This window comes from Actimicrobium antarcticum (assembly GCF_039536745.1).
Taxonomy (GTDB): domain Bacteria; phylum Pseudomonadota; class Gammaproteobacteria; order Burkholderiales; family Burkholderiaceae_D; genus Actimicrobium; species Actimicrobium antarcticum.
This window is the reverse complement of sequence record NZ_BAAAZE010000014.1, coordinates 138,986-163,862: the sequence shown is the minus strand read 5'-3', so window position 1 is coordinate 163,862 and position 24,877 is coordinate 138,986. Positions and strand designations below refer to the sequence as shown.

At 53.3% G+C, this 24,877-nt stretch carries 18 protein-coding genes and 4 tRNA genes; 20 read left to right on the top strand and 2 right to left on the bottom strand.

Annotation, left to right across the window (positions count from 1 at the left end; genetic code table 11):
• Nucleotides 1–2 precede the first annotated feature (2 nt).
• Entirely contained in the window at nt 3–1,436 is a 1,434-nt protein-coding gene (locus ABD720_RS17535; protein ID WP_344765298.1) for an MDR family MFS transporter, read from the top strand.
• Between the two features lie 128 nt (nt 1,437–1,564).
• Nucleotides 1,565–2,101, top strand: coding sequence for a hypothetical protein (locus ABD720_RS17530; RefSeq protein WP_344765296.1), 537 nt, complete (start codon nt 1,565–1,567; stop codon nt 2,099–2,101).
• Nucleotides 2,102–2,109: 8 nt separating this feature from the next.
• Here ABD720_RS17530 and ABD720_RS17525 read toward each other — a convergent pair whose 3' ends face one another.
• Nucleotides 2,110–3,129, bottom strand: coding sequence for a hypothetical protein (locus ABD720_RS17525; RefSeq protein ID WP_344765294.1), 1,020 nt, complete (start codon nt 3,127–3,129; stop codon nt 2,110–2,112).
• A 239-nt stretch (nt 3,130–3,368) separates the two neighbouring features.
• Between ABD720_RS17525 and ABD720_RS17520 the strand changes: the two genes are divergently transcribed.
• Nucleotides 3,369–5,069 carry a response regulator gene (locus ABD720_RS17520; protein ID WP_344765292.1) on the top strand — a complete coding sequence of 567 codons (1,701 nt, stop codon included), beginning with the start codon at nt 3,369–3,371 and terminating at the stop codon, nt 5,067–5,069.
• Between the two features lie 2 nt (nt 5,070–5,071).
• Here the strand turns inward: ABD720_RS17520 and kefC are convergent, their stop codons facing one another.
• Nucleotides 5,072–6,868, bottom strand: a complete 1,797-nt coding sequence (gene kefC, locus ABD720_RS17515; RefSeq protein WP_344765290.1) for a glutathione-regulated potassium-efflux system protein KefC — start codon at nt 6,866–6,868, stop codon at nt 5,072–5,074.
• Nucleotides 6,869–7,338: 470 nt separating this feature from the next.
• On the opposite strand from kefC, the gene ABD720_RS17510 reads away from it, so the two are divergent.
• The 17 genes from ABD720_RS17510 (at nt 7,339) to rpsG (ending at nt 24,868) form a co-directional block, all read left to right on the top strand.
• Nucleotides 7,339–7,797: a hypothetical protein gene (locus tag ABD720_RS17510; RefSeq protein WP_344765288.1), complete on the top strand. Its 459-nt coding sequence runs from the start codon at nt 7,339–7,341 to the stop codon at nt 7,795–7,797.
• A 124-nt stretch (nt 7,798–7,921) separates the two neighbouring features.
• The gene (locus tag ABD720_RS17505; RefSeq protein WP_344765286.1) at nt 7,922–8,902 is read left to right on the top strand and encodes a gamma-glutamyl-gamma-aminobutyrate hydrolase family protein; all 981 of its coding nucleotides are present in this window, start codon (nt 7,922–7,924) and stop codon (nt 8,900–8,902) included.
• 255 nt (nt 8,903–9,157) lie between these two features.
• A tRNA-Tyr gene (locus ABD720_RS17500) sits at nt 9,158–9,243 on the top strand.
• A gap of 89 nt (nt 9,244–9,332) precedes the next feature.
• Nucleotides 9,333–9,406: transfer RNA gene (locus tag ABD720_RS17495), tRNA-Gly, on the top strand.
• A gap of 41 nt (nt 9,407–9,447) precedes the next feature.
• A tRNA-Thr gene (locus ABD720_RS17490) sits at nt 9,448–9,522 on the top strand.
• Nucleotides 9,523–9,606: 84 nt separating this feature from the next.
• Complete coding sequence (tuf, locus tag ABD720_RS17485; RefSeq protein ID WP_344765268.1) at nt 9,607–10,797, top strand: elongation factor Tu; 1,191 nt, start codon at nt 9,607–9,609, stop codon at nt 10,795–10,797.
• A 73-nt stretch (nt 10,798–10,870) separates the two neighbouring features.
• Nucleotides 10,871–10,946, top strand: a tRNA-Trp gene (locus tag ABD720_RS17480).
• A 36-nt stretch (nt 10,947–10,982) separates the two neighbouring features.
• Nucleotides 10,983–11,366 carry a preprotein translocase subunit SecE gene (gene secE / locus ABD720_RS17475; RefSeq protein WP_344765284.1) on the top strand — a complete coding sequence of 128 codons (384 nt, stop codon included), beginning with the start codon at nt 10,983–10,985 and terminating at the stop codon, nt 11,364–11,366.
• Complete coding sequence (gene nusG, locus ABD720_RS17470) at nt 11,363–11,965, top strand: transcription termination/antitermination protein NusG (RefSeq protein WP_344765282.1); 603 nt, start codon at nt 11,363–11,365, stop codon at nt 11,963–11,965. Before secE ends, nusG begins: the two co-directional genes overlap by 4 nt.
• 166 nt (nt 11,966–12,131) lie before the next feature.
• Nucleotides 12,132–12,563 (top strand): 50S ribosomal protein L11, encoded by a 432-nt coding sequence (rplK, locus tag ABD720_RS17465; RefSeq protein ID WP_344765281.1) that lies wholly within the window; start codon nt 12,132–12,134, stop codon nt 12,561–12,563.
• On the top strand, nt 12,563–13,258 hold the full coding sequence (gene rplA / locus ABD720_RS17460) for a 50S ribosomal protein L1 (RefSeq protein ID WP_344765279.1): 696 nt from the start codon (nt 12,563–12,565) through the stop codon (nt 13,256–13,258). Before rplK ends, rplA begins: the two co-directional genes overlap by 1 nt.
• Nucleotides 13,259–13,564: 306 nt before the next feature.
• Entirely contained in the window at nt 13,565–14,110 is a 546-nt protein-coding gene (rplJ, locus tag ABD720_RS17455; protein WP_344765277.1) for a 50S ribosomal protein L10, read from the top strand.
• A gap of 87 nt (nt 14,111–14,197) precedes the next feature.
• Nucleotides 14,198–14,566 (top strand): 50S ribosomal protein L7/L12, encoded by a 369-nt coding sequence (gene rplL / locus ABD720_RS17450; protein WP_344765275.1) that lies wholly within the window; start codon nt 14,198–14,200, stop codon nt 14,564–14,566.
• Between the two features lie 258 nt (nt 14,567–14,824).
• Nucleotides 14,825–18,931: a DNA-directed RNA polymerase subunit beta gene (gene rpoB / locus ABD720_RS17445; RefSeq protein WP_344765274.1), complete on the top strand. Its 4,107-nt coding sequence runs from the start codon at nt 14,825–14,827 to the stop codon at nt 18,929–18,931.
• A 267-nt stretch (nt 18,932–19,198) separates the two neighbouring features.
• A complete protein-coding gene (gene rpoC / locus ABD720_RS17440) occupies nt 19,199–23,434 on the top strand; it encodes a DNA-directed RNA polymerase subunit beta' (RefSeq protein ID WP_344765273.1) in 4,236 nt (1,411 codons plus the stop codon).
• A gap of 442 nt (nt 23,435–23,876) precedes the next feature.
• A complete protein-coding gene (gene rpsL, locus ABD720_RS17435) occupies nt 23,877–24,260 on the top strand; it encodes a 30S ribosomal protein S12 (RefSeq protein WP_009664973.1) in 384 nt (127 codons plus the stop codon).
• Between the two features lie 137 nt (nt 24,261–24,397).
• Entirely contained in the window at nt 24,398–24,868 is a 471-nt protein-coding gene (gene rpsG, locus ABD720_RS17430; protein WP_344765272.1) for a 30S ribosomal protein S7, read from the top strand.
• Nucleotides 24,869–24,877: the final 9 nt, after the last annotated feature.

Here is a 24,877-nt window from a genome sequence, read left to right as displayed (position 1 = left end):
TAATGTCGAGCACCTTTGAAGAACTTCGCCTGCGCCACGGTGACAGGCACAAATGGCTAATCCTGCTGACGGTGATGATCGGGACGATGGCATCCATCCTGTCTTCGACCATCGTCAATGTCGCCATCCCGGACCTCAGCCAGCATTTTCATATCGGCCAGGAACGCGCGCAATGGGTGTCAGCGGGTTTCATGCTTGCCATGACCCTGTCGATGCTGACGACGCCCTGGTTGCTGCTGCGCTATGGTCTGCGACGCACCTATACGGTGGCGATCGTGGCGTTGCTGATCGGTGGTGTCATTGGTGGCTTCAGTGTGAATTATCCGATGCTCCTGTCGATGCGAGTGCTCGAAGGGCTCGCTTCCGGTGTTCTGCAGCCGATACCCGCCATCGTGATCTTGCGTGCCTTCGACTTGAAAGAGCAGGGCAAGGCGATGGGCATTTTCGGTTTTGGCGTGGTGCTTGCACCGGCGGTGGGTCCCAGCGTGGGTGGTGTGCTGGTCGAACATTTTGGCTGGCAATCAATTTTTTTCGTGGTGGTACCGTTTTGCCTGGTGGTGCTTGTATTGATCCGTCGATATCTGTCGACCAATTCACCGATGATGGGTGAGGTCCGTGCGCTGGACTGGCGCGGCTTGTTACTCGCCGGCCTGTGCACGGTGACTGTCCTGAATGGCCTGGTGCATCTGCATGACGATCTGCGCCTTGCCGCTGGTCTGCTGGTGACAGGCCTGCTCTCCTTCATCGGCTTCATCTTGTGGCAACAGCGCACAGAGGCGCCGCTGATGAACCTGAAACTGTTCAGTTATCGGCAGTTCGCGATGGGTTCGGTAGTGGCGTTCATCTATGGCATGGGCTTGTTTGGCTCGACCTATCTGGTACCGGTGTATCTGCAAATGGCGATGGAATATTCACCGTCGCGAGCTGGGCTGGTATTGCTGCCAGCGGGAATTGTGCTGGCAATTACCATTCCGCTGGCAGGTAAAATGTCGGACCGCTATCCGCCCAACAGACTGGTGGCTAGCGGTCTTGCCCTGCTGGCGGTGTCTTTTTGTTTGCTGTCTTTTGGCCAGTCGGGAACCAGCTATCTAACGCTGGTGGCATGGACCATCATCGGCCGTATCGGCCTGGGTTTCGTGTTGCCAGCCTTGAGCCTGGGCGCCATGCGCGGGGTCGAGCACGGTTTGATCGCGCAAGGTGCCAGTACCCTCAACTTTCTGCGCCAGCTGGGTGGTGCGATCGGTGTAAGCATGGTTGGCATCGTGCTGGAATGGCGACTGGCAAGTCATCGCGGCGGTGCTGCGGTGCCGGGTAGTGACTCGTCCGGTCGTATTCTCGCTTTCGATGAAACCTTCCTGTTTGTGACCGTGTTGTGTGCCGTTGCTATCGTCGCCGCATGGCGCATGCGGGCAGCGCCTGCCGCACCCGCGTTGTAAATTGCGCTGTCCAGACCGATAGTCAGGGAAATCAGGCCCGCTGAATTTACTTTATTGATACTGATAGTTACTATTAATAAACCGTAAATCAACCACGCCGCGTCTGCGGGGAAAGCCGAGGTCTGACGATGCTTTCAACAGGTAATGGTGGTGCCGCTTTCGGCGCCGTCTTCTCACAACTCGAATTGCAGCGCGTTCTGTTCGAGCTGCTGCTCAAAAAAATCTCAGAAAATACAGCACGATTGCTCACTCTGCAGCAATCCAGGGTTGGTATGGCAGCCTCAGCCGAGGGAAACATCTCACCTCGTCGCGATCCCAGAAAAGTGGTACTTCTTTCAGAAGAACGATCGCGCAGCGAGATCCGCGAGTTGGTCGACGACAGTCGTGCCCTGGGCGTATCGGCGCTGGAGCTGGAAGCTGACTTTCGGGCCACCGCCAATTCGCACATTGCTGAAACTCGCGCCCGTGTCGTTCATCTGGTCGAGGTCGCCGCCCGCAACAGGGCGTTTTGCACTCCTGAACTCGTACAGCAAATCAAGATCAGCATCGATAAAGCCAATGCGGAGATCGAACAATTGCAACACATGACCGAGCAGATCCGGTTGGCGGCGGCTGCATTGCTTGATCCGGTAGAGCGCGTGCTGGCAGTGATCGGCGATGTGTGAGGGCGTGTCTATTTTTGCTGAAATAGGTTCAGCTTGAACTCTTTGGTCAAGTCAGCTTTGCTGGCGTTGATCGTGACTTCGTAACGCGTGCCGGCTACCGTCACTTTTGGCTGGAAAACAAAGACGAAGTTTCCTTTCGCATCCGATGTCAGTGTCTGTGTGAACACTTTCTGACTCAGACTGAAAAAGCCTGCAATTGCCGCTACTGCCTGCACCTGTACCTCCAATCGAGTGTCGGCCGCGGTGTGGCCGCGGATTTCAATGGGTTCAGCGCCGACTTGCGCATTGTTCGAATGACTTGTAATTTGCATCGGAAGTACGGTCGTCACGGGAACGGCGACTGCTGCCACGTTGAACGACCAGGTTTGGCGCATTGATCTGCCAGCGACATCTTTCGCACTGACGTCGACGACGTAATTACCTGGCTGAAGCTCGCTGCGATAACTGAAAAATTGCGGGGTGACTGCAGAATTGCGACTGACATCCTCGCCCGCCAGAAGTATGCGGACGGTTTTGGTATCGATGGCGATTCCGCCGACGTCATCGAATGTTGCAGAAATCAAGACCGGATTGGTGACAACGGTTTCGCCATCACGCGGCGAAATGTTTTTGGCGATAAGCGGCTTGCTTTCGTTTATCGGCGCTTGGGTCAGGCGGGCTTGGGCGGTCGTGCCGCCGGACTCCAGCATGGCAATGGCACTGATGCTACCCGAGGTGTTTTCCATGGCGCGTAGCGTATAAGTACCTTCGTAGACGCCTGGCTGTATTTCCTGAAGCGCAAGTTCTTTGATCGCATCGTCGATGGATACGGTGGCCTTACCTCGGGGTGTACCGAATAGGGAGAATTTGAGTTCGGTCCCGAGGTCTGTCTTGTTACCTGGCTTGACCGTAAATTGGTCGATGACAGGCGTCGCTGGCGTGGCAATTGGCGCGATTGGTTTTTGCGGTGTAACGGACATTGCTGCAGGATGTATTGAGGCAAGACCTAACATCAACATGAAACAATTGAATGGCGTGTGAATCTGCATGTTTGCTCCTCGGACCTGTGACCATGATGGACGTTAGCATGGCCAGGTATTGCCGATAAAATTGAATTGGCCTGATGTCCAGTGGCGTCGTTGGGCTGGCGTGTACAGGGTTTGCCCTGGAATTTTTGGTAAATAACAGCGACGCTGAATATGCGAATTTGAAACAAAAATGTTCGGCGGAAACTTCTGTAATTGGTTCCGGATGAGCAACGTACTATACTGAATTGTTTTCGTGTCTCTTGAATCGTCAGGAAAAAATGAAAGAATTTCGTAACCTGACGGCATTGATCATTGAGCCGCAACCGGGCATGCGCGGCAATTTCCACAACATGCTGACGTTGTGCGAAATAAAAAAAATTGACCATGCCGTGAGTTCCGGAACCGCAATCCGCCAGCTTCAGGCGCGCTCTTTCGACATTATCTTGTGCGAGTATGACCTTGGGGATGGCCAGGATGGTCAACAATTCCTTGAGGACGTACGCCACAATAAACTGATCTCACTTTCCACGATTTTTTTCATGGTGACGGCGGAGCGCGCTTATGAAAAAGTCGTGAGTGCTGCGGAGCTGGCACCGACGGATTATATTCTCAAGCCATTTACCACCGACACGCTGATGGAGCGTATCACCCGTGCTGTCGAAAAGCGTGCCGTATTCGAGAAGGTTCACCGTTTGATGGAACGTGGTGACAGTGATCAGGCGATTGTGGCCTGCATTGAGGGCGAGACAAAGGAGCCGCGCTATCTGGCCGATTTCATTCGGCTGCGGGCAGAGCTATATATTTCGGTTGGCTCACCCCAGTTGGCAGAGCCGCTTTATGTCATGTTGTGCGAAATGCGTACGGTTGCCTGGGCCCGCCTGGGATTGGCAAAAACATTATTCATGCAAGAAAAATTCGCCGAATCGGAGGCCTTGCTCGTCTCGTTGGTTGCCGAGAACAGTCAATTCATGGATGCCTATGACTGGCTGGCCAAGGCGCATGAAGCGAACGGCAATTTATCGTCCGCTCAGGCGGTGTTGCAAAGTGCGGTGGACATCTCACCCCATGCACTGCGCCGGTTGCGCAAACTGGGGGAAGTCGCATTGGAAGGCGGCGATGTTGGTACTGCCGAAAAAGCGTTTCAGCAGGTCGTTACCAAAGCGCGTTATTCGGAGTTTCGCGACCCCGAAGATCATGTTCGTTTAATCAGAACGCTGGTGCACAAGGGCGATACCAGCCAGGCTGCTACCTTGATCCGGGACCTCGAAAAATCGTCGTCCGGGACAGGCAAGGGCAAAGCCTGTCATGCGATCTCAGCCGCGATGCTGTTCAAGCAGACTGGTGACGACAAGCGCGCCGGCGAGGAATTGACCAAGGCCGTCGAAGCGTGTCGCGAAAATGTTGGTTTGTCGACTGACATGAAAATGATGTTGGCAAAGAACTGTCTGGACCATAACATGGACAGCAGCGCCTCCGAGGTGATGGTCGACGTCATGAATAACGCTTCCAACGGTGCCGCCATGGCAAAAGCGATGAGCGTCTTCGAGCAATCCGGACGTGCGGATCTGGCTGAAAGTGCGTCCAGGGAAAGTCGGCGCATTGTCGTTGATCTGGTTTCTTCAGGGGCAGAAAAAGCCCGCCAGGGGGATTATGTCGGCGCTGTTGCAGCCATGATGGAAGCCGTCAAAAAATTACCCGAGAATCCGCAAGTTGTTTTCAACGCGGCGGTCGCCATCCTCAAATATCTGGACCATCTGGGCTGGGACGAGCGACTTGGCGAACAGGCAAAAGTACTGATCGATACCGCGCGCCGGCTTGATTCGGCCAATCCACGGTTGTCATCATTGGTTGGCTTGCATCACAAAATCATGAAAAAATACGGCATGGTCGTTGTCGGTTCCATTCCTGCTGCAAAAGCGGAGGGGGCATCCGGGCCAGCGGTGCACACATCCACGGCGTAGTGTCAGTGATCGCGTGGCTCGCCTTCACGCAGCTGGGCGTCACGCGAAAACATCTCTTGTAGCTCGTCCCGCGCCTGCTTTGCCATCGACACCATCTTGGTCTGATCCTTGTAAAACGGATACACCGCCAACAGGGTTTTGATGTTGTGGTTGCGAAATTTGTTCGCAGCCCGGCGCGCCTGGAACGCACCGAAACCAAGTTGATGCAGCACCTGTCGACCCAGCTGCAGCGCGGCCTCGAAGGTTTCCCGTTCCAGCACGGTCACGCCACGATCCATCAATTCATAATAATGCGTCACGTTGCGCGCCCGTGCCAGAATCGGCAAGTCGGGAAACGCTGCGCGAACGGCATCGACCAGTGCAAGGCTGTCTTCGACCTGATCAATCGCCACCACCAGAGCGCGTGCCTTGGCGGCGCCTGCGATGGTGAGCAAATCAATCCGGGTGGCGTCTCCGTAAAAGACCTTCCAGCCAAATTTACGCAGAAAATCAATTTGATCCGGATCATGGTCCAGCACCGTGACGCCAATCCGGTTGGCATGTAGCAGGCGGCCGACGATCTGGCCGAATCGACCGAAGCCGGCAATGATGACCGGATTGTCCTGTGGCTGAATCGGATCGTCAGGTCGCCGTGATTCGGCGCGATGCCGGGGTGCGAGTATCCGATCATGGAACACCAGCAACAGCGGTGTTACCAGCATCGACAGTGCGACCACGACCACGAGCAGGGAAGCAATATCTTGAGAAAAAACCTTGGCGGTGGCCGCCGCGCCAAACACCACGAAAGCAAACTCGCCGCCTTGTGAAAGCATGAATGCGAACAACGCCTGTTGTCCACGCGGGATGCCAAAGCACTTGGCGAGCAGGTACAGCAACAGCGTCTTGATCGACAGGAATGCTGTTACCAATCCGAGGATGACCCACGGTTGCGCGCGAAATAGTCCGAAATCAACGGACATGCCGACGGCAATAAAAAACAGTCCCAGCAGTAGTCCCTTGAACGGCTCCAGATCGGTTTCCAGTGCATGCCGATATTCGGAGTCTGCCAGCAAAACGCCGGCCAGAAATGTACCCAGTGCCATCGACATGCCGACCCATTGCATGAGCAAGCCGATGGCAATGACAAGCAGCAAGGCAAAAGCCGTAAAAATTTCTCGCATCCCGGTTTTGGCAATAATGCGCAAAATGGGACGCACGAGATAGCGACCACCAACGATCAGTGCCACGATGACACCGATGACCTTCGCTGCTGCCAGCCAGTTTCCGCCATGTGTCGAAGCACTGCTTGCTCCGAGTAGCGGGACGATGGCGATCATCGGAATTGCTGCCATATCCTGAAACAGCAGTATGGCAAAACTTGCAGACCCTGCGGGTGTTGCCATCAGGTTGCGCTCACCCAGCGTGGCCAGCGCGATTGCCGTTGAAGACAGTGAGAGACCGAGTGCGGCGATGAGGGAGGTGCGCCAGTCGACGCCAAGGCTGACGCCGGCTACAAGCAGCGCAAGTGTGATCAAGCCGACTTGTGCCGTACCCCAGCCGAAGATTTGACGGCGCAGAGACCATAAACGCTGCGGGTCGAGCTCTAGCCCGATTAGAAAGAGGAGCAAGACGACACCAAACTCGGAGAAATGCAGGATGTCCTCGACTTCATTGATCAGACCGAGTCCCCACGGGCCGATGGCAATGCCTGCCAGCAGATAGCCGAGGACAGCACCCAGGCCCAGACGTTGCGCGATGGGCACGGCAATTACTGCAGCGACGAGGTAAATCAAGGCGTTGACGAGCAGGCTATGTTCCATGGTTGTCTCGATGCGGATGAATCCGGTTCGGGTAGGGGTGTGGCAGGGCAGCAAAACCCGGCATTTATGGCAAGGACGCAGCTTTGTCTGCGTGATGGGCGTCGCACAGAATTTACGGCGAGCCGAAGTATGTCGCACTTGCCTGTTTCTGTGCTGTCTCGATACAACGATCCGGGTAGCTCATGGGTTTGCCTCTTGCCCGGCAGCTTGGGAGTGCATGCCAACCTCAAACTTCCATGTGATCGACGCGGTGCGGAAAAAAACACCTAAATATTGGGCGATGTCTTCATGCGTTGAGATTCGCCATGTCAAATTTGAATCAGCGCAGCCAACAACGAGGCTGTATCCGGTGCGAAAAGCAGTCGCGCTTGCACGCAAGGTATCAGCGTATTAATTGCATTGGGGGCGCAAAGACAGGCCCGACGTTGATTTCCGTTCAATAGTGACACTATGTTGAGGGAGTATTTATCATGACAGGCAACCCATGGCTGGACGGATTAATGTCGTCCAGCTTGCAACAAAGCATCAATCCCTGGAGTTTTTTATTCAAGCCATCCGGTCAGATTGGCTTGTTCAATGTGTCGATGAAATCTGGTGATCCCGAGATGGAGCGAAATATTATTGAAAACGTTGCCAGCTACGGTCGCCAGTTGGGGCGCTTGAACGACGTCATGAGCGTGTTGATCAACCACATGCCGATCAATGGGCTAACACCGGACGAGCGGCACGCCCTGGCAGCCTTCAAGGCGCTGTCGCAGCAAATTGACGCTGCAAAAGCTGGAATGGTCATACCTGACGAGCAATCTATCGACAAAATGATTGATGGGCTGGCCTATTTGAAAATGAATAGTCCCGACACCTATCGGCGCCTCACCGATCGTTTGCAGAAACTGACAATGGACTCCCGTGTCAGGCCACTGCCACCGTAAGTCATTGTTATTCTGATCTATGTGTGTCTGCGCACTGTGAAAATCAATCGAGAAGAAAGACGGGACAGCCGGGATAATTTAGTATTAAGCGCTGTCTACTGATTTCCCACACGAAATTGACTACATGCCCATTCCCCCAGAACAAAATACAACCGCCTCATCCCCGCCCCCTGCGGATCCACCCCTTTCGAGTGCAACAGCGCCACCGGCACTGCGCGAGCCCTTGCCTTGGGAGCGCGCGCAAAACGAAACACCCTGGACGCATTCCCTGAACGTCCTCGGTGCACGAATTCGCGCATTGACTGACCGGATCGGAAAAAAGCTTTCCCACAGGACGCTCAAAATCGGTGTGTCCGCCCGTATTTTTCATCCGGAGGTTGGCGCAAAGGGATTGCGCGGCAAAACCTTGCAGTATCTTGAGGAATCCATTGCCCACTGGGTGATGTCGCGTGATGTGATGGTCTTCATGATTCCAACAGTCAATACCAACGGGCTGCTGCACCCAAGCAATATCCGACTACGTGATTACGCCAAGCACCTTGACGGCCTGGTTTTGCAGGGTGGGGCGGATGTATCGCCACAGAGTTACTCCGAGCTAGCCACCCGCCCGGAATGGAGTGGAGACCGCGCCAGAGATATGTACGAGCTTGAATTGCTGCACGAATTTATCGAAGCGGATAAACCTGTTCTCGGAATTTGTCGCGGATGCCAGCTAATCAATGTGGCCTTTGGTGGCACGCTGTATCAAGATATCGCGTCCGACGTGCCCGCCGCGATTGCGCATGTCAATGATTTGTATGACAGCAACCGCCACACGGTTCGCTTCCCTGACGGATCATCTCTCCGCAAACTGTTTGCGACACAGACCTCGCCGCTGGTAAATTCCATTCACCACCAAGCCGTTCGTGATGTGGGGCGTGAACTAAATGTGGAGGCCGTTTCGGGCGAGGACAACATTATTGAGGCTATCCGTTACCGCAAGGCTGCCTTCGTCATGGGCTTGCAGTGGCACCCTGAATTTCACCGTGCAGGAGGCGTTGAGCTGCTGGACTGCACTCCCATTCTTGACAGCTTCTTGCGGGCTGCCCGAGAGACCCGTTTTTGATAAACAGTTCGATTTTGCACCACGCATTCTTCGCAGCGAGGGTGGCACGCATGTGTTCGTCGACGCGAAACGTTTGACTGCTGGTACGGTGAAAATTTTTCGTACGAATATTGAAAATAGTGCGCATTGCCATTGCGACTTCATAGTATGATGCGCCTCGCAATTTGGAATCTTGTACAGGTTTCAGGTCGATAAGCATTGCGGTGTGATGATTGACAATGGGCGTTCTCTCCAATATAGTTTGGGGTTCCCCACGGAGGGGTGGCCGAGTGGTTAATGGCAGCAGACTGTAAATCTGCCCTCTTACGAGTACGCTGGTTCGAATCCAGCCCCCTCCACCAGTATTGCAAAAAAAATGGCCTGAATTCTAGGCTCAAGTATCGCAAGTAGTGCCGAACAGGTTGTGAATGCAGAAGTAGTGGTGACCCTCGCGGGTGTAGCTCAATGGTAGAGCTGAAGCCTTCCAAGCTTATGACGAGGGTTCGATTCCCTTCACCCGCTCCAGTTTTTGGTAGTCGATGATCTCAGATGTCGTCTGCGCAGTAGCCCTTTTAGCTCAGTGGTAGAGCACTCCCTTGGTAAGGGAGAGGCCACGTGTTCAATCCACGTAAAGGGCACCAGTTTCAAGCTTGCATGCGTTCTATGCAGCAACAAGTCGAACAGGCGCGTGCCTGAACATTCTCTCAAATCGTTAGGAGTCCAAGATGGCAAAAAGCAAGTTTGAGCGGACCAAACCGCACGTGAATGTGGGCACGATTGGCCACGTCGACCATGGCAAGACCACGCTGACGGCAGCAATTGCAACAGTGCTGTCGAAGAAATTCGGCGGCGAAGCAAAAGCCTACGACCAGATCGATGCAGCACCGGAAGAAAAAGCACGCGGCATCACGATCAACACCGCGCACGTCGAATATGAAACAGCAGCGCGCCACTATGCGCACGTTGACTGCCCAGGCCATGCCGACTATGTGAAAAACATGATTACTGGCGCTGCACAGATGGACGGCGCCATTCTGGTGTGTTCAGCTGCAGACGGCCCGATGCCACAAACCCGCGAGCACATCCTGCTGGCGCGTCAGGTTGGCGTTCCTTACATCATCGTTTTCCTGAACAAGTGCGACATGGTGGACGACGCCGAGCTGCTTGAACTGGTTGAAATGGAAGTGCGCGAACTGCTAGTCAAGTACGAATTCCCAGGCGACGACCTGCCGATCATCCAGGGTTCAGCCAAGCTGGCACTGGAAGGCGATACAGGTCCGTTGGGCGAGCAGGCAATCATGAAGCTGGCCGACGCTCTCGACACCTATATTCCAACGCCAGAGCGCGCAGTTGACGGTGCTTTCCTGCTGCCAGTTGAAGACGTATTCTCGATCTCGGGTCGCGGTACCGTTGTGACCGGACGTATCGAGCGCGGCATTGTCAAAGTCGGCGAAGAGCTGGAAATCATCGGCATCCGCGACACACAAAAGACGACCTGCACGGGCGTGGAAATGTTCCGGAAATTGCTCGACCAGGGTCAAGCTGGCGATAACGTTGGCGTGCTGTTGCGCGGTACCAAGCGTGAAGACGTCGAGCGGGGCCAGGTATTGGCGAAGCCGAACTCGATCAAGCCGCACAAGCATTTCACCGGCGAGATCTATGTTCTGTCGAAAGACGAAGGCGGCCGCCATACTCCTTTCTTTAACAACTATCGCCCACAGTTCTACTTCCGTACCACGGACGTGACCGGTTCGATCGAGTTGCCAAAAGACAAAGAAATGGTCATGCCAGGCGATAACGTGTCGATCACGGTTATGCTGATTAACCCGATCGCGATGGAAGAAGGTTTGCGCTTCGCCATCCGTGAAGGTGGTCGTACCGTTGGTGCTGGCGTCGTTGCAAAAATTATTGAGTAATAACTGAGCATGGAGATCGGTATAGACGGAAGCAACGTACTGTACCGGTTTTCATGTTCTCATTTTCAAACGTAGGGGCGTAGCTCAATTGGCAGAGCGTCGGTCTCCAAAACCGAAGGTTGGGGGTTCGAGGCCCTCCGCCCCTGCCACCGATTCTGGTGTAGGGTACCGAAAGTAAATAGAGTATGTCTAATCAACCTGTGCAAACAGTTAGCGCGTCGAGCGACAAGCTGAAAGTCGCATTGGCGATCTGTGCGGTCATTGCAGGTGTAGTTGGTTTCTATGTTCTGGCAGACAAGTCCGGCATGGTGCGTGCGAGCGCTCTTGTGTGCGGGCTTCTTGTCGCTATTGCGATAGCCTGGTCCTCCACGCCTGGAAAAGATTTTTTGAATTTCGCCAGCGAAGCTGTGCGTGAAACTAAAAAAGTAGTCTGGCCTACACGTAAAGAAGCAATGCAGATTACTGCGATTGTCTTTTGTTTCGTACTGGTGATGGCGCTCTTTCTGTGGGGTACAGACAAGCTATTGGAATTTTTGCTGTATGACGTAATTCTGGGTTGGAAAAAATGACGAGCGAAAATGCAGATGAAGGGTCTCCTGTAGTGCCAGAAAGCGCTGCAGTGACGGCGCTGACAAGCAAAAAACGCTGGTATGTAGTCCATGCCTACTCTGGCATGGAGAAAAGCGTCCAGCGTGCACTAACAGAGCGGGTTACTCGCGCTGGAATGGATGATAAATTCGGTCAGATTCTGGTTCCAACTGAAGAAGTGATCGAAGTCAAGAACGGCCAGAAATCAGTGACAGAGCGTCGTTTCTTTCCAGGCTACGTGCTGGTGGAAATGGAAATGACCGACGAAACATGGCATCTCGTCAAAAACACAAGCAAGGTGACGGGTTTCATTGGCGGTAAATCGAACAAGCCAACACCTATCCCGCCGCATGAAGTTGATAAAATCATGCAGCAGATGCAAGAAGGCATTGAAAAGCCTCGGCCTAAAGTCTTGTATGAAGTCGGTGAGCTGGTTCGTATCAAGGACGGTCCGTTCACTGATTTTAACGGCAACGTCGAGGAAGTGAATTACGAGAAGTCGCGTGTGCGGGTTTCGGTCACCATCTTTGGTCGCGCTACGCCGGTTGAGCTGGAGTTCGGACAGGTCGAAAAAGTTTAACCCGACCAAGGCAATCGGTTGATTGCCAACAGAGTATTGATGTGTCAAGCCGGGACACTGTGCATCACGCACGAATTCCGGTGGATTTGAAAGAGGAGCCTTAGTAAATCGCGAAAATGCAGTTGCGATCAAAAAGGCGCTATCACTCACCTACGAAGGAGCCACAATGGCAAAGAAGATTATTGGTTTTATCAAGCTGCAAGTGCCAGCTGGTAAAGCAAACCCGTCCCCTCCGATTGGTCCAGCACTGGGCCAGCGCGGTTTGAACATCATGGAATTCTGCAAGGCGTTTAACGCCCAGACCCAGGGTCTCGAGCCAGGTCTGCCGATTCCAGTCGTGATCACGGCATTCGCTGACAAGTCGTTCACCTTCGTGATGAAGACGCCGCCAGCAACGATCCTGATCAAAAAAGCTGCCGGAATCACCAAGGGTTCGCCGAAGCCGCATACCGACAAGGTTGGTAGCATCACCCGCAAGCAAGCGGAAGAAATCGCAACTCAAAAACGGCCGGATTTGACGGCTGCTGACATGGACGCAGCTGTGCGCATCATCGCCGGTTCCGCACGTTCCATGGGCATCACGGTAGAGGAAATCTAATGGCTAAGTTATCGAAGCGCGTAAAAGCAATCAAGGCAAAAGTAGATCGCACCAAGGCCTATCCTTTTGACAATGCCGTAGCACTGATCAAAGAGCTGGCAACTGCAAAATTCAACGAGTCGATCGATGTATCGGTTCAATTGGGTGTGGATGCCAAGAAGTCGGACCAGGTTGTTCGCGGTTCAGTGGTATTGCCCGCTGGTACAGGTAAAAGTGTACGCGTCGCTGTGTTCGCGACAGGTGAAAAGGCCGAGCAGGCGAAAGCCGCCGGTGCGGACATCGTCGGCATGGAAGATCTTGCCGAGCAGATCAAGGCTGGTAACATGCCTTTCGATATCGTGATTGCGTCACCTGACACGATGCGTATCGTTGGTACGCTGGGCCAGATTCTTGGTCCTCGCGGTCTGATGCCTAACCCAAAAGTGGGTACGGTAACTCCTGACGTCGCAACGGCTGTCAAGAACGCAAAAGCTGGTCAAGTGCAGTACCGTACTGATAAAGGCGGTATCATTCACGCAACTATTGGTCGCAAGTCGTTCACCGACGAAGCACTGAAGTCGAACCTGGTTGCGTTGATCGATGCGTTGACCAAAGCAAAGCCAACGTCAAGCAAAGGTGTCTACCTGCGCAAGGTGTCGCTGTCATCCACTATGGGTGCCGGTGTGCGTGTTGATCAGGCATCGTTGACTGCCTGAGTAAAAGTTTAAGACTCCGTGCCACGTCGGCGCGGAGCAGATCTTTGGGCTGAATCGGACGTCAATGTATTGGCGTGCGTTCAGACAATCAAAGACCGTTGGGCGAGAAACATGCTGTTAATGCTTCCCGTTAAAACGCTGCCCAGGCAGTTCCCAACGCAGATGGTGAGCCCGAACAAGTTTTGTAGTCTCTAAGCTGGTACGCCAGTCGGAACTCCTAACTTCGGACGCCGTGTTCGAACCGATGCAAGGCAAGTAACCACTCGCGGTTATGTAGTAGCTGAGTATCATTTTTGGAGGTTGACCGTGAGTCTCAATCTGAATGACAAAAAGGCCGTTGTAGCCGAAATCTCTGCCAAAGTCGCAACAGCGCAGACGATCGTCGTGGCCGAATACCGTGGCATCCAGGTTAGTCACTTGACGCAACTGCGTGCAAAAGCACGTGCTGAAGGTGTGTACTTGCGCGTATTGAAAAATACGCTTGCTCGTCGCGCTGTTGAAGGCACTGCATTTTCTGGCCTTGCTTCTGAAATGACCGGTCCGTTGATCTATTCAATCTCGGATGATGCCGTTGCTGCTGCAAAAGTTCTTCAAGACTTTGCAAAAACCAACGACAAACTGGTTATCAAGGCAGGTAATTATGGTGGTAAAGCGCTTGATAAAGCAGGCGTATCATCGTTAGCCAGTATCCCAAGCCGCGAAGTTCTGCTGTCCCAGTTGTTGGGGATCATGCAAGCGCCGGTATCGGGTTTTGCACGCGCTTTGGCCGCACTCGCAGCCAAGAAAAACGAAGGAAGCGAAGCCGCACCGACCGCCGAGGCAGAAGCCGAAGCGCCAGTCGAAGCTGCTTGATATTTCCGGTAGTTTCTACCGGGAAGAACCAACGTTTTGCGTTAATACTGATCAGATGTACTTATCAATACAATTTAGGAGTTTCAAATGGCAATTAGCAAAGACGATATCCTCGAAGCCGTAGGCGCGATGTCAGTAATGGAATTGAACGAGATGGTCAAAGCGTTCGAAGAGAAATTTGGCGTGTCGGCAGCTGCAATGGCAGTTGCAGGTCCAGCTGGTGCTGCAGCAGTTGTTGAAGAGCAAACAGAATTCACGGTTACTTTGACCGATTTCGGCGCTAACAAAGTTGGCGTAATTAAAGCTGTTCGCGAAATCACCGGCCTTGGCCTCAAAGAAGCTAAAGATCTGGTTGACGGTGCACCGAAGCCAGTTAAAGAAGCAGTATCGAAAGCTGATGCTGAAGCAGCCAAGAAAAAGCTGGAAGATGCAGGCGCGAAAGCCGAAATCAAGTAAACTCGGTCCGTCAGCGCAGTTCTGCAGCGCCGGAGTCAAAGCGCGGAACCCTTTTCAGGAAGGGTTCGGCTTTGGCTCCTTTGTCGTTTCCAAATTTATGGTGCTCAACCTATGCTGGGCCACCGCAAATAGGAGACAAAAGTAACTCGATTTAGCAGGGTTGTCACTTGAGGTTTCGTCGTTGTTGGCGCATGCAGGTACCGCATGTTGCTGTCGAGGTCTGAACTGTCCATCCTTCCTGTCACTCACGGAGTGTTCATGCACTACTCATTTACTGAGAAGAAGCGTATTCGTAAATCATTTGCGAAACGCGCTAACGTCCACAACGTTCCGTTCCTGCTGGCGACGCAGCTCGAGTCCTACCTTAGCTTTTTGCAAGCGGACAAAGTTCCATCGCAACGCCGGAACGAAGGCCTGCAGTCGGCCTTCACCTCGATTTTCCCGATCGTCTCGCACAATGGTTTCGCGCGTCTCGAATTTCTTTCGTACATTCTTGGCGATCCGCCGTTCGACGTCAAGGAATGCCAGCAGCGCGGATTGACATTCGCGTCGCCGCTACGGGCGAAAGTGCGTCTGGTGATTCTTGACAAGGAATCGCCAACCAAGCCGGTGGTCAAGGAGATGAAGGAGCAAGAAGTCTACATGGGTGAATTGCCACTCATGACGACGACTGGTTCGTTTGTGATCAACGGTACGGAACGCGTCATTGTGTCGCAGTTGCACCGTTCGCCAGGCGTGTTCTTCGAACACGATCGCGGCAAGACCCACTCGTCGGGCAAGTTGCTGTTCTCAGCCCGAATCATTCCTTACCGCGGCTCATGGCTGGATTTCGAGTTCGATCCGAAAGACATTCTGTTTTTCCGTGTCGACCGTCGCCGCAAGATGCCAGTCACGATCCTGCTGAAGGCAATCGGCATGACGCCGGAACAGATACTCGCGAATTTCTTTGTCTTCGACAACTTCGCACTGCGCGCCGAAGGCGGCGAAATGGAATTCGTCGGTGAGCGTCTGCGCGGTGAAGTTGCGCGTTTTGACATCAACGACAAGGCGGGTAAATCGATCGTCGCCAAAGACAAGCGGGTCAACGCCAAGCATGTCCGTGAAATCGAAGCCGCTGGAATCAAGCACATTACGGTCCCTGAAGATTATTTGCTCGGGCGCGTCCTGGCAAAAAATATCATTGATTCTGATACCGGCGAAGTTGTCGCGAGTGCGAATGACGAGCTGACTGAAGAGCTGATGGCGCGTTTGCGCGAAGCGAATGTCACTGATATTCAAACGCTGTACACCAATGACCTCGACCAGGGTGGATACATCTCGCAAACCCTGCGTATGGACGATACGGCTGACCAGATGGCTGCCAAAGTCGCGATCTACCGCATGATGCGTCCAGGCGAGCCGCCAACCGAAGACTCGGTTGAAGCGCTGTTCAACGGCTTGTTCTATAACGAAGACCGTTATGACCTGTCGGCTGTTGGCCGCATGAAGTTCAACCGTCGTATCGGTCGCGATGAGCTGACCGGCATGATGACATTGTCCAACGATGATGTCCTTGCCGTAATTAAGATCCTTGTCGAGTTGCGCAATGGTCGCGGCGAAGTCGATGACATCGATCACCTCGGTAATCGTCGTGTGCGTTGCGTCGGTGAGCTGGCGGAGAATCAATTCCGTGCTGGTCTGGTGCGTGTTGAACGCGCCGTGAAAGAGCGTCTGGGTCAAGCGGAAGCTGACAACCTGATGCCGCACGACCTGATCAATTCGAAGCCGATTTCAGCTGCGATTCGTGAATTTTTCGGTTCGTCGCAATTGTCGCAGTTTATGGACCAGACGAATCCGTTGTCCGAGATCACGCACAAGCGTCGCGTTTCTGCACTGGGACCTGGCGGTCTGACACGGGAACGTGCCGGCTTTGAAGTCCGTGACGTTCATCCGACACACTACGGTCGGGTTTGTCCGATCGAAACGCCAGAGGGACCAAACATTGGTCTGATCAACTCGCTGGCGCTGTATGCACGGTTGAATGAATACGGTTTCCTTGAAACGCCGTATCGCAAAGTATTCGACAGCAAGATCACCAGCCAGATTGATTACCTGTCAGCGATCGAAGAAGGCCGCTACATCATCGCTCAGGCGAACGCGACCATCGACAAGACTGGTCAGCTGTCAGACGAGCTCGTCTCGGCACGTGAAGCGGGCGAGACGATTCTGGTATCGCCGGAACGCGTGCAATACATGGACGTGGCTCCTGGTCAGATCGTGTCGGTTGCAGCGTCGTTGATTCCGTTCCTGGAGCATGACGATGCAAACCGTGCACTGATGGGTGCCAACATGCAACGTCAGGCGGTGCCGTGCTTGCGTCCTGAAAAGGCGCTGGTCGGAACAGGTATCGAACGTACTGTTGCAGTCGACTCCGGAACCACCGTTCAAGCCTTGCGTGGTGGTCTGGTTGATTACATTGATGCCGGTCGTGTGGTGATTCGTGTTAACGACGAAGAAGCAACCGCTGGTGAAGTTGGTGTCGATATTTATAATTTGATCAAGTACACACGGTCAAACCAGAATACGAACATCAACCAGCGTCCAATCGTCAAGGTGGGTGACCGTGTCGCCAAGCATGACGTGATTGCTGACGGTGCATCGACGGACCTTGGTGAGTTGGCTCTTGGTCAAAACATGCTCGTGGCGTTTATGCCGTGGAATGGCTACAACTTTGAAGATTCGATTCTGATCTCTGAAAAGGTCGTTGCGGATGACCGTTACACGTCGATTCATATCGAAGAGCTGTCGGTTGTTGCACGGGATACCAAGCTAGGTGCTGAAGAGATCACACGCGATATTTCCAATCTCGCTGAAAACCAGCTGGCACGGCTCGATGAATCCGGCATCGTCTACATTGGAGCTGAAGTCGAAGCCGGTGATACGCTGGTCGGCAAGGTAACGCCAAAAGGAGAAACCCAGCTGACGCCAGAAGAGAAACTTCTGCGCGCCATCTTTGGTGAAAAAGCATCCGATGTGAAAGACACATCGTTGCGTGTGCCGTCCGGCATGATTGGTACCGTGATCGACGTGCAGGTATTCACGCGCGAAGGAATCCCGCGTGACAAACGTGCACAACAAATTATTGACGATGAGCTGAAACGCTACCGTCTTGATTTGAATGACCAGCTGCGCATCGTCGAAGGCGACGGTTTCCAGCGTCTCGAACGTGTACTGGTCGGTAAAGTCGTGAACGGTGGTCCGAAGAAGTTGGCTAAAGGCGCGAAGATTACCAAAGAGTATCTTGCCGACCTGGACAAATACCACTGGTTCGATATTCGTCCCGCCGACGACGATGCCGCAGCAGCACTCGAAGCCATCAAGGAATCGATTGCAGAGAAGCGTCATCAGTTCGACCTTGCCTTTGAAGAAAAACGCAAGAAGCTGACGCAAGGCGATGAATTGCCACCAGGCGTGCAGAAAATGGTCAAGGTCTACCTTGCCGTGAAGCGTCGTCTGCAGCCAGGCGACAAGATGGCGGGTCGTCACGGCAACAAAGGCGTGGTGTCACGTATCGTGCCTATCGAAGACATGCCGTACATGGCTGACGGCACGCCGGCAGACATCGTATTGAATCCACTCGGTGTGCCATCCCGGATGAACGTTGGTCAGGTTCTGGAAGTCCATCTTGGATGGGCTGCCAAAGGCTTGGGCTTGCGGATTGGTGAAATGCTGAAGGCGCAAGCCAAAGTTATCGAGCTGCGCAAGTTCCTCGCGGTGATTTATAACGAGTCTGGCAAGAGCGAAGATCTGGATAGTTTCAGCGATGACGAAATCCTGGAGCTGGCATCTAATCTGAAGCATGGTGTGCCGTTTGCGACACCGGTCTTCGATGGCGCCAACGAGGAAGAAATCCATCGCATGCTTGATCTTGCTTACCCGGATCACATTGCCAAGCAACTCGGTATGACGCCGTCGAAAAACCAGGTGACGATGTATGACGGTCGTACTGGCGAAGCATTCGAGCGGTCGGTCACGGTAGGCTACATGCACATGCTGAAGTTGCATCACCTGGTTGATGACAAGATGCATGCACGTTCGACTGGTCCTTATTCGCTGGTGACGCAACAGCCACTTGGCGGTAAAGCGCAGTTCGGTGGTCAGCGTTTCGGTGAAATGGAAGTGTGGGCACTCGAAGCTTACGGCGCATCGTACGTCTTGCAGGAGATGTTGACCGTGAAGTCGGATGACGTGAATGGTCGTACCAAAGTGTATGAAAACCTGGTCAAGGGCGACCATGTAATCGACGCCGGTATGCCTGAATCGTTCAACGTGCTGGTCAAGGAAATTCGTTCACTCGGTATCGATATCGATCTCGAGCGGGATTAATTTCTAAAAACGGAGTTTGCAATACACATCCGTGTAGTGCAAACTCCGTTTTCAATTAACATTGCGTTTTTTTCTGCTGGAATATCAGTAAGTTTGCACTGAGCCAGAGAACTTATCTAGTAGTAAGGAACTGTCACACCGTACCCGGTATCAGCGGAACTCTGACCAACATCAGGGCTCTCCCGTCGATACGAACTGGGTCGCCAAGCGGTCGCGGCATACCCTCGTCAGTCATCACGCGTTTTTCACGCCAACCTGGAGTGATACATGAAAGCACTGCTCGATTTATTCAAGCAAGTTCAGCAAAATGAACAATTTGACGCGATCAAAATTGGTCTCGCCTCCCCGGAAAAGATCCGTTCGTGGTCCTACGGCGAAGTAAAAAAGCCGGAAACCATTAACTACCGTACCTTTAAACCAGAACGTGACGGCCTGTTTTGTGCAAAGATTTTTGGTCCGATCAAGGACTACGAATGCCTTTGCGGTAAGTACAAGCGACTGAAGCATCGTGGCGTTATCTGCGAAAAGTGCGGTGTCGAAGTGACGCTTGCCAAGGTTCGCCGCGAGCGTATGGGTCACATCGAGTTGGCATCCCCAACCGCACATATCTGGTTTCTGAAGTCGCTGCCGTCACGCCTTGGTATGGTCTTAGACATGACCTTGCGGGACATCGAGCGCGTTTTGTACTTTGAAGCCTACGTCGTTACCGATCCAGGTATGACGCCGCTGAAAAAATGCCAGATCATGTCCGAAGACGATTACGCCGCCAAGTATGAAGAATACGGCGACGATTTCACTGCATTCATGGGCGCCGAAGGTATCCGCGAATTGCTGCGTTCGATTGATATCGATCGCGACGCTGAAATGCTGCGCCAGGAGCTCAAAGAGTCCAAGTCCGAAGCCAAGATCAAGAAATACGCGAAGCGCCTGAAAGTCCTTGAGGCATTCCAGCGTTCAGGCATCAAGCCTGACTGGATGATCATGGAAGTTCTGCCAGTGTTGCCGCCAGAATTGCGTCCGCTGGTGCCGCTGGATGGTGGCCGTTTTGCGACCTCCGACTTGAATGATCTGTATCGCCGGGTCATCAACCGTAATAACCGTCTGAAGCGCCTGATGGAATTGCGCGCTCCGGAAATCATTACGCGTAACGAAAAACGGATGTTGCAGGAAGCAGTCGATTCCTTGCTCGATAACGGTCGCCGCGGTAAAGCAATGACCGGCGCCAACAAGCGTCCTCTGAAATCACTTGCCGAGATGATCAAGGGTAAGGGCGGTCGTTTCCGTCAGAACTTGCTGGGCAAGCGTGTCGATTACTCCGGTCGTTCGGTCATCGTTGTGGGTCCACAACTGAAATTGCATCAATGTGGTTTGCCGAAGTTGATGGCGCTTGAACTGTTCAAGCCTTTCATTTTCAACAAGCTCGAATTGATGGGGCTGGCCACCACGATCAAAGCAGCAAAGAAACTGGTTGAAATCCAGGAGCCGGTTGTCTGGGATATTCTGGAAGACGTGATTCGTGAACATCCGGTCATGCTTAACCGCGCCCCAACCTTACATCGTCTGGGTATCCAGGCGTTCGAGCCAGTGTTGATCGAAGGCAAAGCCATCCAGTTGCATCCGCTGGTGTGCGCCGCGTTCAACGCCGACTTTGACGGCGACCAGATGGCAGTTCACGTGCCGCTGTCGATTGAAGCGCAGATGGAAGCACGGACGCTGATGCTAGCGTCGAACAATATTTTGTTCCCGTCGAATGGCGAGCCGTCGATTGTGCCGTCGCAGGATATCGTGCTGGGCTTGTACTACGCCACCCGCGAAAAGATCAATGGCAAAAACGAGGGAATGATGTTCCCTGACGTGTCAGAAGTCATTCGCGCATACGATAACAAAGAAGTCGAACTGACTTCCCGTGTGACCGTGCGTATTACCGAGTACCCGAAGAATCTGGAGACCGGCGAGTTCGAAAAGACAGTCACCCGTTACGAGACCACAATTGGTCGCGCAATCCTGTCGGAAATCCTGCCTAAGGGATTGCCGTTCAGCGTGCTTAACCGCGCACTGAAAAAGAAAGAGATTTCCAAGTTGATTAACACGTCATTCCGCAAGTGCGGTTTGCGTGCCACGGTGGTGTTTGCCGATCAACTGATGCAATCCGGTTTCCGTTTGGCGACTCGCGCTGGTATCTCGATTTGCGTCGACGACATGCTTGTGCCGCCACAAAAAGTCACGCTGATTGCGACGGCCGAGCAGGAAGTCAAGCAGATCGAACAGCAATATTCGTCGGGTCTGGTCACCGCTGGTGAGCGCTATAACAAGGTTGTCGACATCTGGGGCAAGGCCGGTGACGACGTCGGCAAAGCCATGATGGATCAACTGAAGGTTGAAGACGTCATTCGCCGTGACGGTACAGAATCGACCCAGGAATCGTTTAACGCGATTTACATGATGGCCGACTCCGGTGCCCGCGGATCAGCCGCACAGATTCGTCAGTTGGCAGGTATGCGTGGATTGATGGCAAAGCCGGATGGCTCGATTATCGAAACGCCTATTACCGCGAATTTCCGCGAAGGCTTGAACGTGTTGCAGTACTTTATTTCGACACACGGCGCGCGTAAAGGTCTGGCAGATACGGCGTTGAAGACTGCGAACTCGGGTTACCTGACACGTCGTCTTGTCGATGTGACCCAGGATCTGGTTGTCATCGAAGACGACTGCGGCACGTCAAATGGCGCATCGATGAAGGCAATGGTCGAGGGCGGTGAAGTTATCGAAGCATTGCGGGATCGTATCCTCGGTCGCGTCGCGGCTAACGACATCGTCAACCCTGAAACCCAGGCAACGTTGTTCCCTGCCGGTACCTTGTTGGATGAAGACGGTGTTGAGGAAATCGAACGTCTGGGCATAGACGAGGTCAAAGTACGCACTCCGCTGACCTGTGACACTCGCTATGGTCTGTGCGGCATGTGTTATGGCCGTGACCTTGGGCGTGGTGTCCTGGTCAACGCCGGTGAAGCCGTCGGCGTGATTGCTGCGCAATCGATTGGTGAGCCGGGTACCCAGCTGACCATGCGTACGTTCCATATCGGTGGTGCTGCATCGCGCGCCGCGGTGGCATCGTCGGTGGAAGCCAAGTCGAACGGTATTGTGCGTTTCACGGCAACCATGCGTTATGTCACGAACGGCAAGGGCGGTCAGATCGTTATTTCCCGTTCAGGTGAAGTCTTGATAACTGACGACCATGGTCGTGAGCGTGAGCGTCATAAAGTGCCATACGGCGCGACGTTAAGCGTGCATGACGGTTTGCTGCTCAAGGCAGGTACCCCATTGGCTACCTGGGACCCGCTGACACGTCCGATCATTACCGAATATGCCGGTACGGTACGTTTCGAGAACGTCGAAGAAGGTTCGACGGTTGCACGTCAGGTGGATGAAGTTACGGGTCTGTCGACGATGGTGGTTATTGATGCGAAGCGTCGTGGTTCGGTAAGCAAGACAGTGCGTCCACAAGTCAAACTGTTGAACGAGCAAGGCGAAGAAGTCAAGATCGCCGGCACAGAGCACGCAGTGACCATCGGATTCCAGGTCGGTGCACTGATTACCGTCAAAGACGGACAGCATGTGTCTGTCGGTGAAGTGTTGGCGCGTATCCCAACCGAATCGCAAAAAACACGTGACATCACCGGTGGATTGCCGCGTGTTGCCGAATTGTTTGAAGCGCGTTCGCCGAAAGACGCCGGTATGCTTGCGGAAGTCACGGGTACTGTGGCATTTGGTAAGGAAACCAAGGGCAAGCAGCGTCTTGAGATTACAGACATGGATGGCAACAAGCACGAGTTCCTGATTACCAAGGACAAGCAGGTGCTGGTTCATGACGGTCAGGTAGTCAATAAAGGCGAGATGATCGTTGATGGTCCTGCCGATCCTCAGGACATCTTGCGCTTGCTGGGTATTGAAGCACTGGCCCGATATATCGTGGATGAAGTGCAGGATGTGTATCGCTTGCAAGGCGTGAAGATCAACGACAAGCACATTGAAGTGATTGTTCGTCAGATGCTGCGTCGCGTACAAATCGTTGATGCCGGCGATGCGAATTACATTACCGGAGAGCAGGTAGAGCGTTCGGAATTGCTGGATGAGAACGATCGCGTCAATGCGGCGGGTAAAATCCCAGCGACATATGAAAACGTGCTTCTCGGTATTACGAAGGCATCGTTGTCGACGGACTCGTTCATTTCTGCTGCATCGTTCCAGGAAACAACCCGTGTACTTACCGAAGCGGCGATCATGGGCAAACGCGACGGTCTGCGCGGTCTGAAGGAAAACGTCATCGTTGGTCGACTGATTCCTGCTGGTACCGGCCTAGCGTTCCATCGTGCACGCCGGGAAAAAGAAACGTGGGAAGCCGAAGAGCGTACAGCCTTGTTGCAAGCCGAGAAGGTTGCTCGTAACGCGGAATTCGAAGCTCAGATGGCTGATGTGATTGATAGCACCGACAGCGAATCATAAGATCTCCCTGCTCGAAAAACCGGCACCCTGAATTTCTGGTGCCGGTTTTTTTTGTGTGGTCAATTTTTGCGCGCCGCAAAATATCTGCAGGAAAAATAGACGGTGTGAAGTTTTCTTCGTAGGTCGTGACCATTCGTACCCGTCAGTTCGCATCGCTGAGCACTTCCTTTCGGTCGATCATATCGGCGCCAGAGCCGCACGCAGCTGATTTTGTTCGCCAGTCATCCTAAAATTAACGGGAGACTATGATTGACGTCTGAATAAGCTGAGCCTATACTCGCGAGTTCTCGATTTTATCCGCAAGTTAGGTTTGGCAGGCCGCAAGGTGTTGCCAAAATCGAAGAGATCGTAGCGAGCCAAGTACTCGTAGCGCAAGTTTAAAGTCCCCGGACAACCGTTTTCGGGATCTATTCATAGAAGTATTTTAGTTGGGTTTAGAGCGATGCCAACCATCAATCAACTGATTCGCCAGCCGCGTGTTTCCGCACGCGTCAAGAGCAAATCGCCGGCGCTGGAAAACAGCCCGCAAAAACGTGGCGTTTGCACGCGCGTTTATACGACAACCCCAAAAAAGCCAAACTCGGCTTTGCGTAAGGTTGCCAAAGTACGCTTGACCAACGGTTTCGAAGTTATTTCGTACATCGGTGGTGAAGGCCATAACTTGCAAGAGCACAGTGTGGTACTGCTGCGCGGCGGCCGTGTCAAGGATTTGCCGGGTGTGCGTTATCACATGGTTCGCGGTGCACTGGATACCCAGGGCGTCAAGGATCGTAAGCAGTCGCGTTCGAAGTACGGTACCAAGCGTGCCAAGGCTGGCAAGAAGTAATATTAATTGTTCCGTTGAATTGTCACGGAGCCTGTGTCGGTCCCATCTGGGCCGAGTAAGTGGGTAGCTATGATGGCTGTCCGCGAATGTGATCTCCAATGAGATGCACATTCAACTGAAGATTGAAGGGAATCGAAATGCCACGTCGTCGTGAAGTCCCCAAGCGGGATATTTTGCCGGATCCAAAGTTTGGTAATGTTGATGTTGCCAAGTTCGTCAACGTGCTGATGTTGTCGGGTAAGAAGTCGGTTGCTGAAAACATCATTTATGGTGCGTTCGAGCACATTGCAGCGAAATCGGGAAAAGATGCCCTCGAGGTATTTTCTGCTGCGATCAGTAACTGCAAGCCGCTGGTTGAAGTGAAGTCGCGCCGTGTTGGTGGTGCAAACTACCAGGTGCCAGTTGAAGTCCGTCCTGTACGTCGCATGGCGTTGTCGATGCGTTGGTTGCGCGAAGCTGCAAACAAGCGTAGCGAAAAATCGATGCCGCAACGTTTGGGTGGAGAGTTGCTTGAAGCTGCTGAGGGTCGTGGCGGTGCAATGAAAAAACGCGATGAAGTGCATCGCATGGCAGAAGCGAACAAGGCGTTCTCGCACTTCCGCTTCTAATCAACCGAT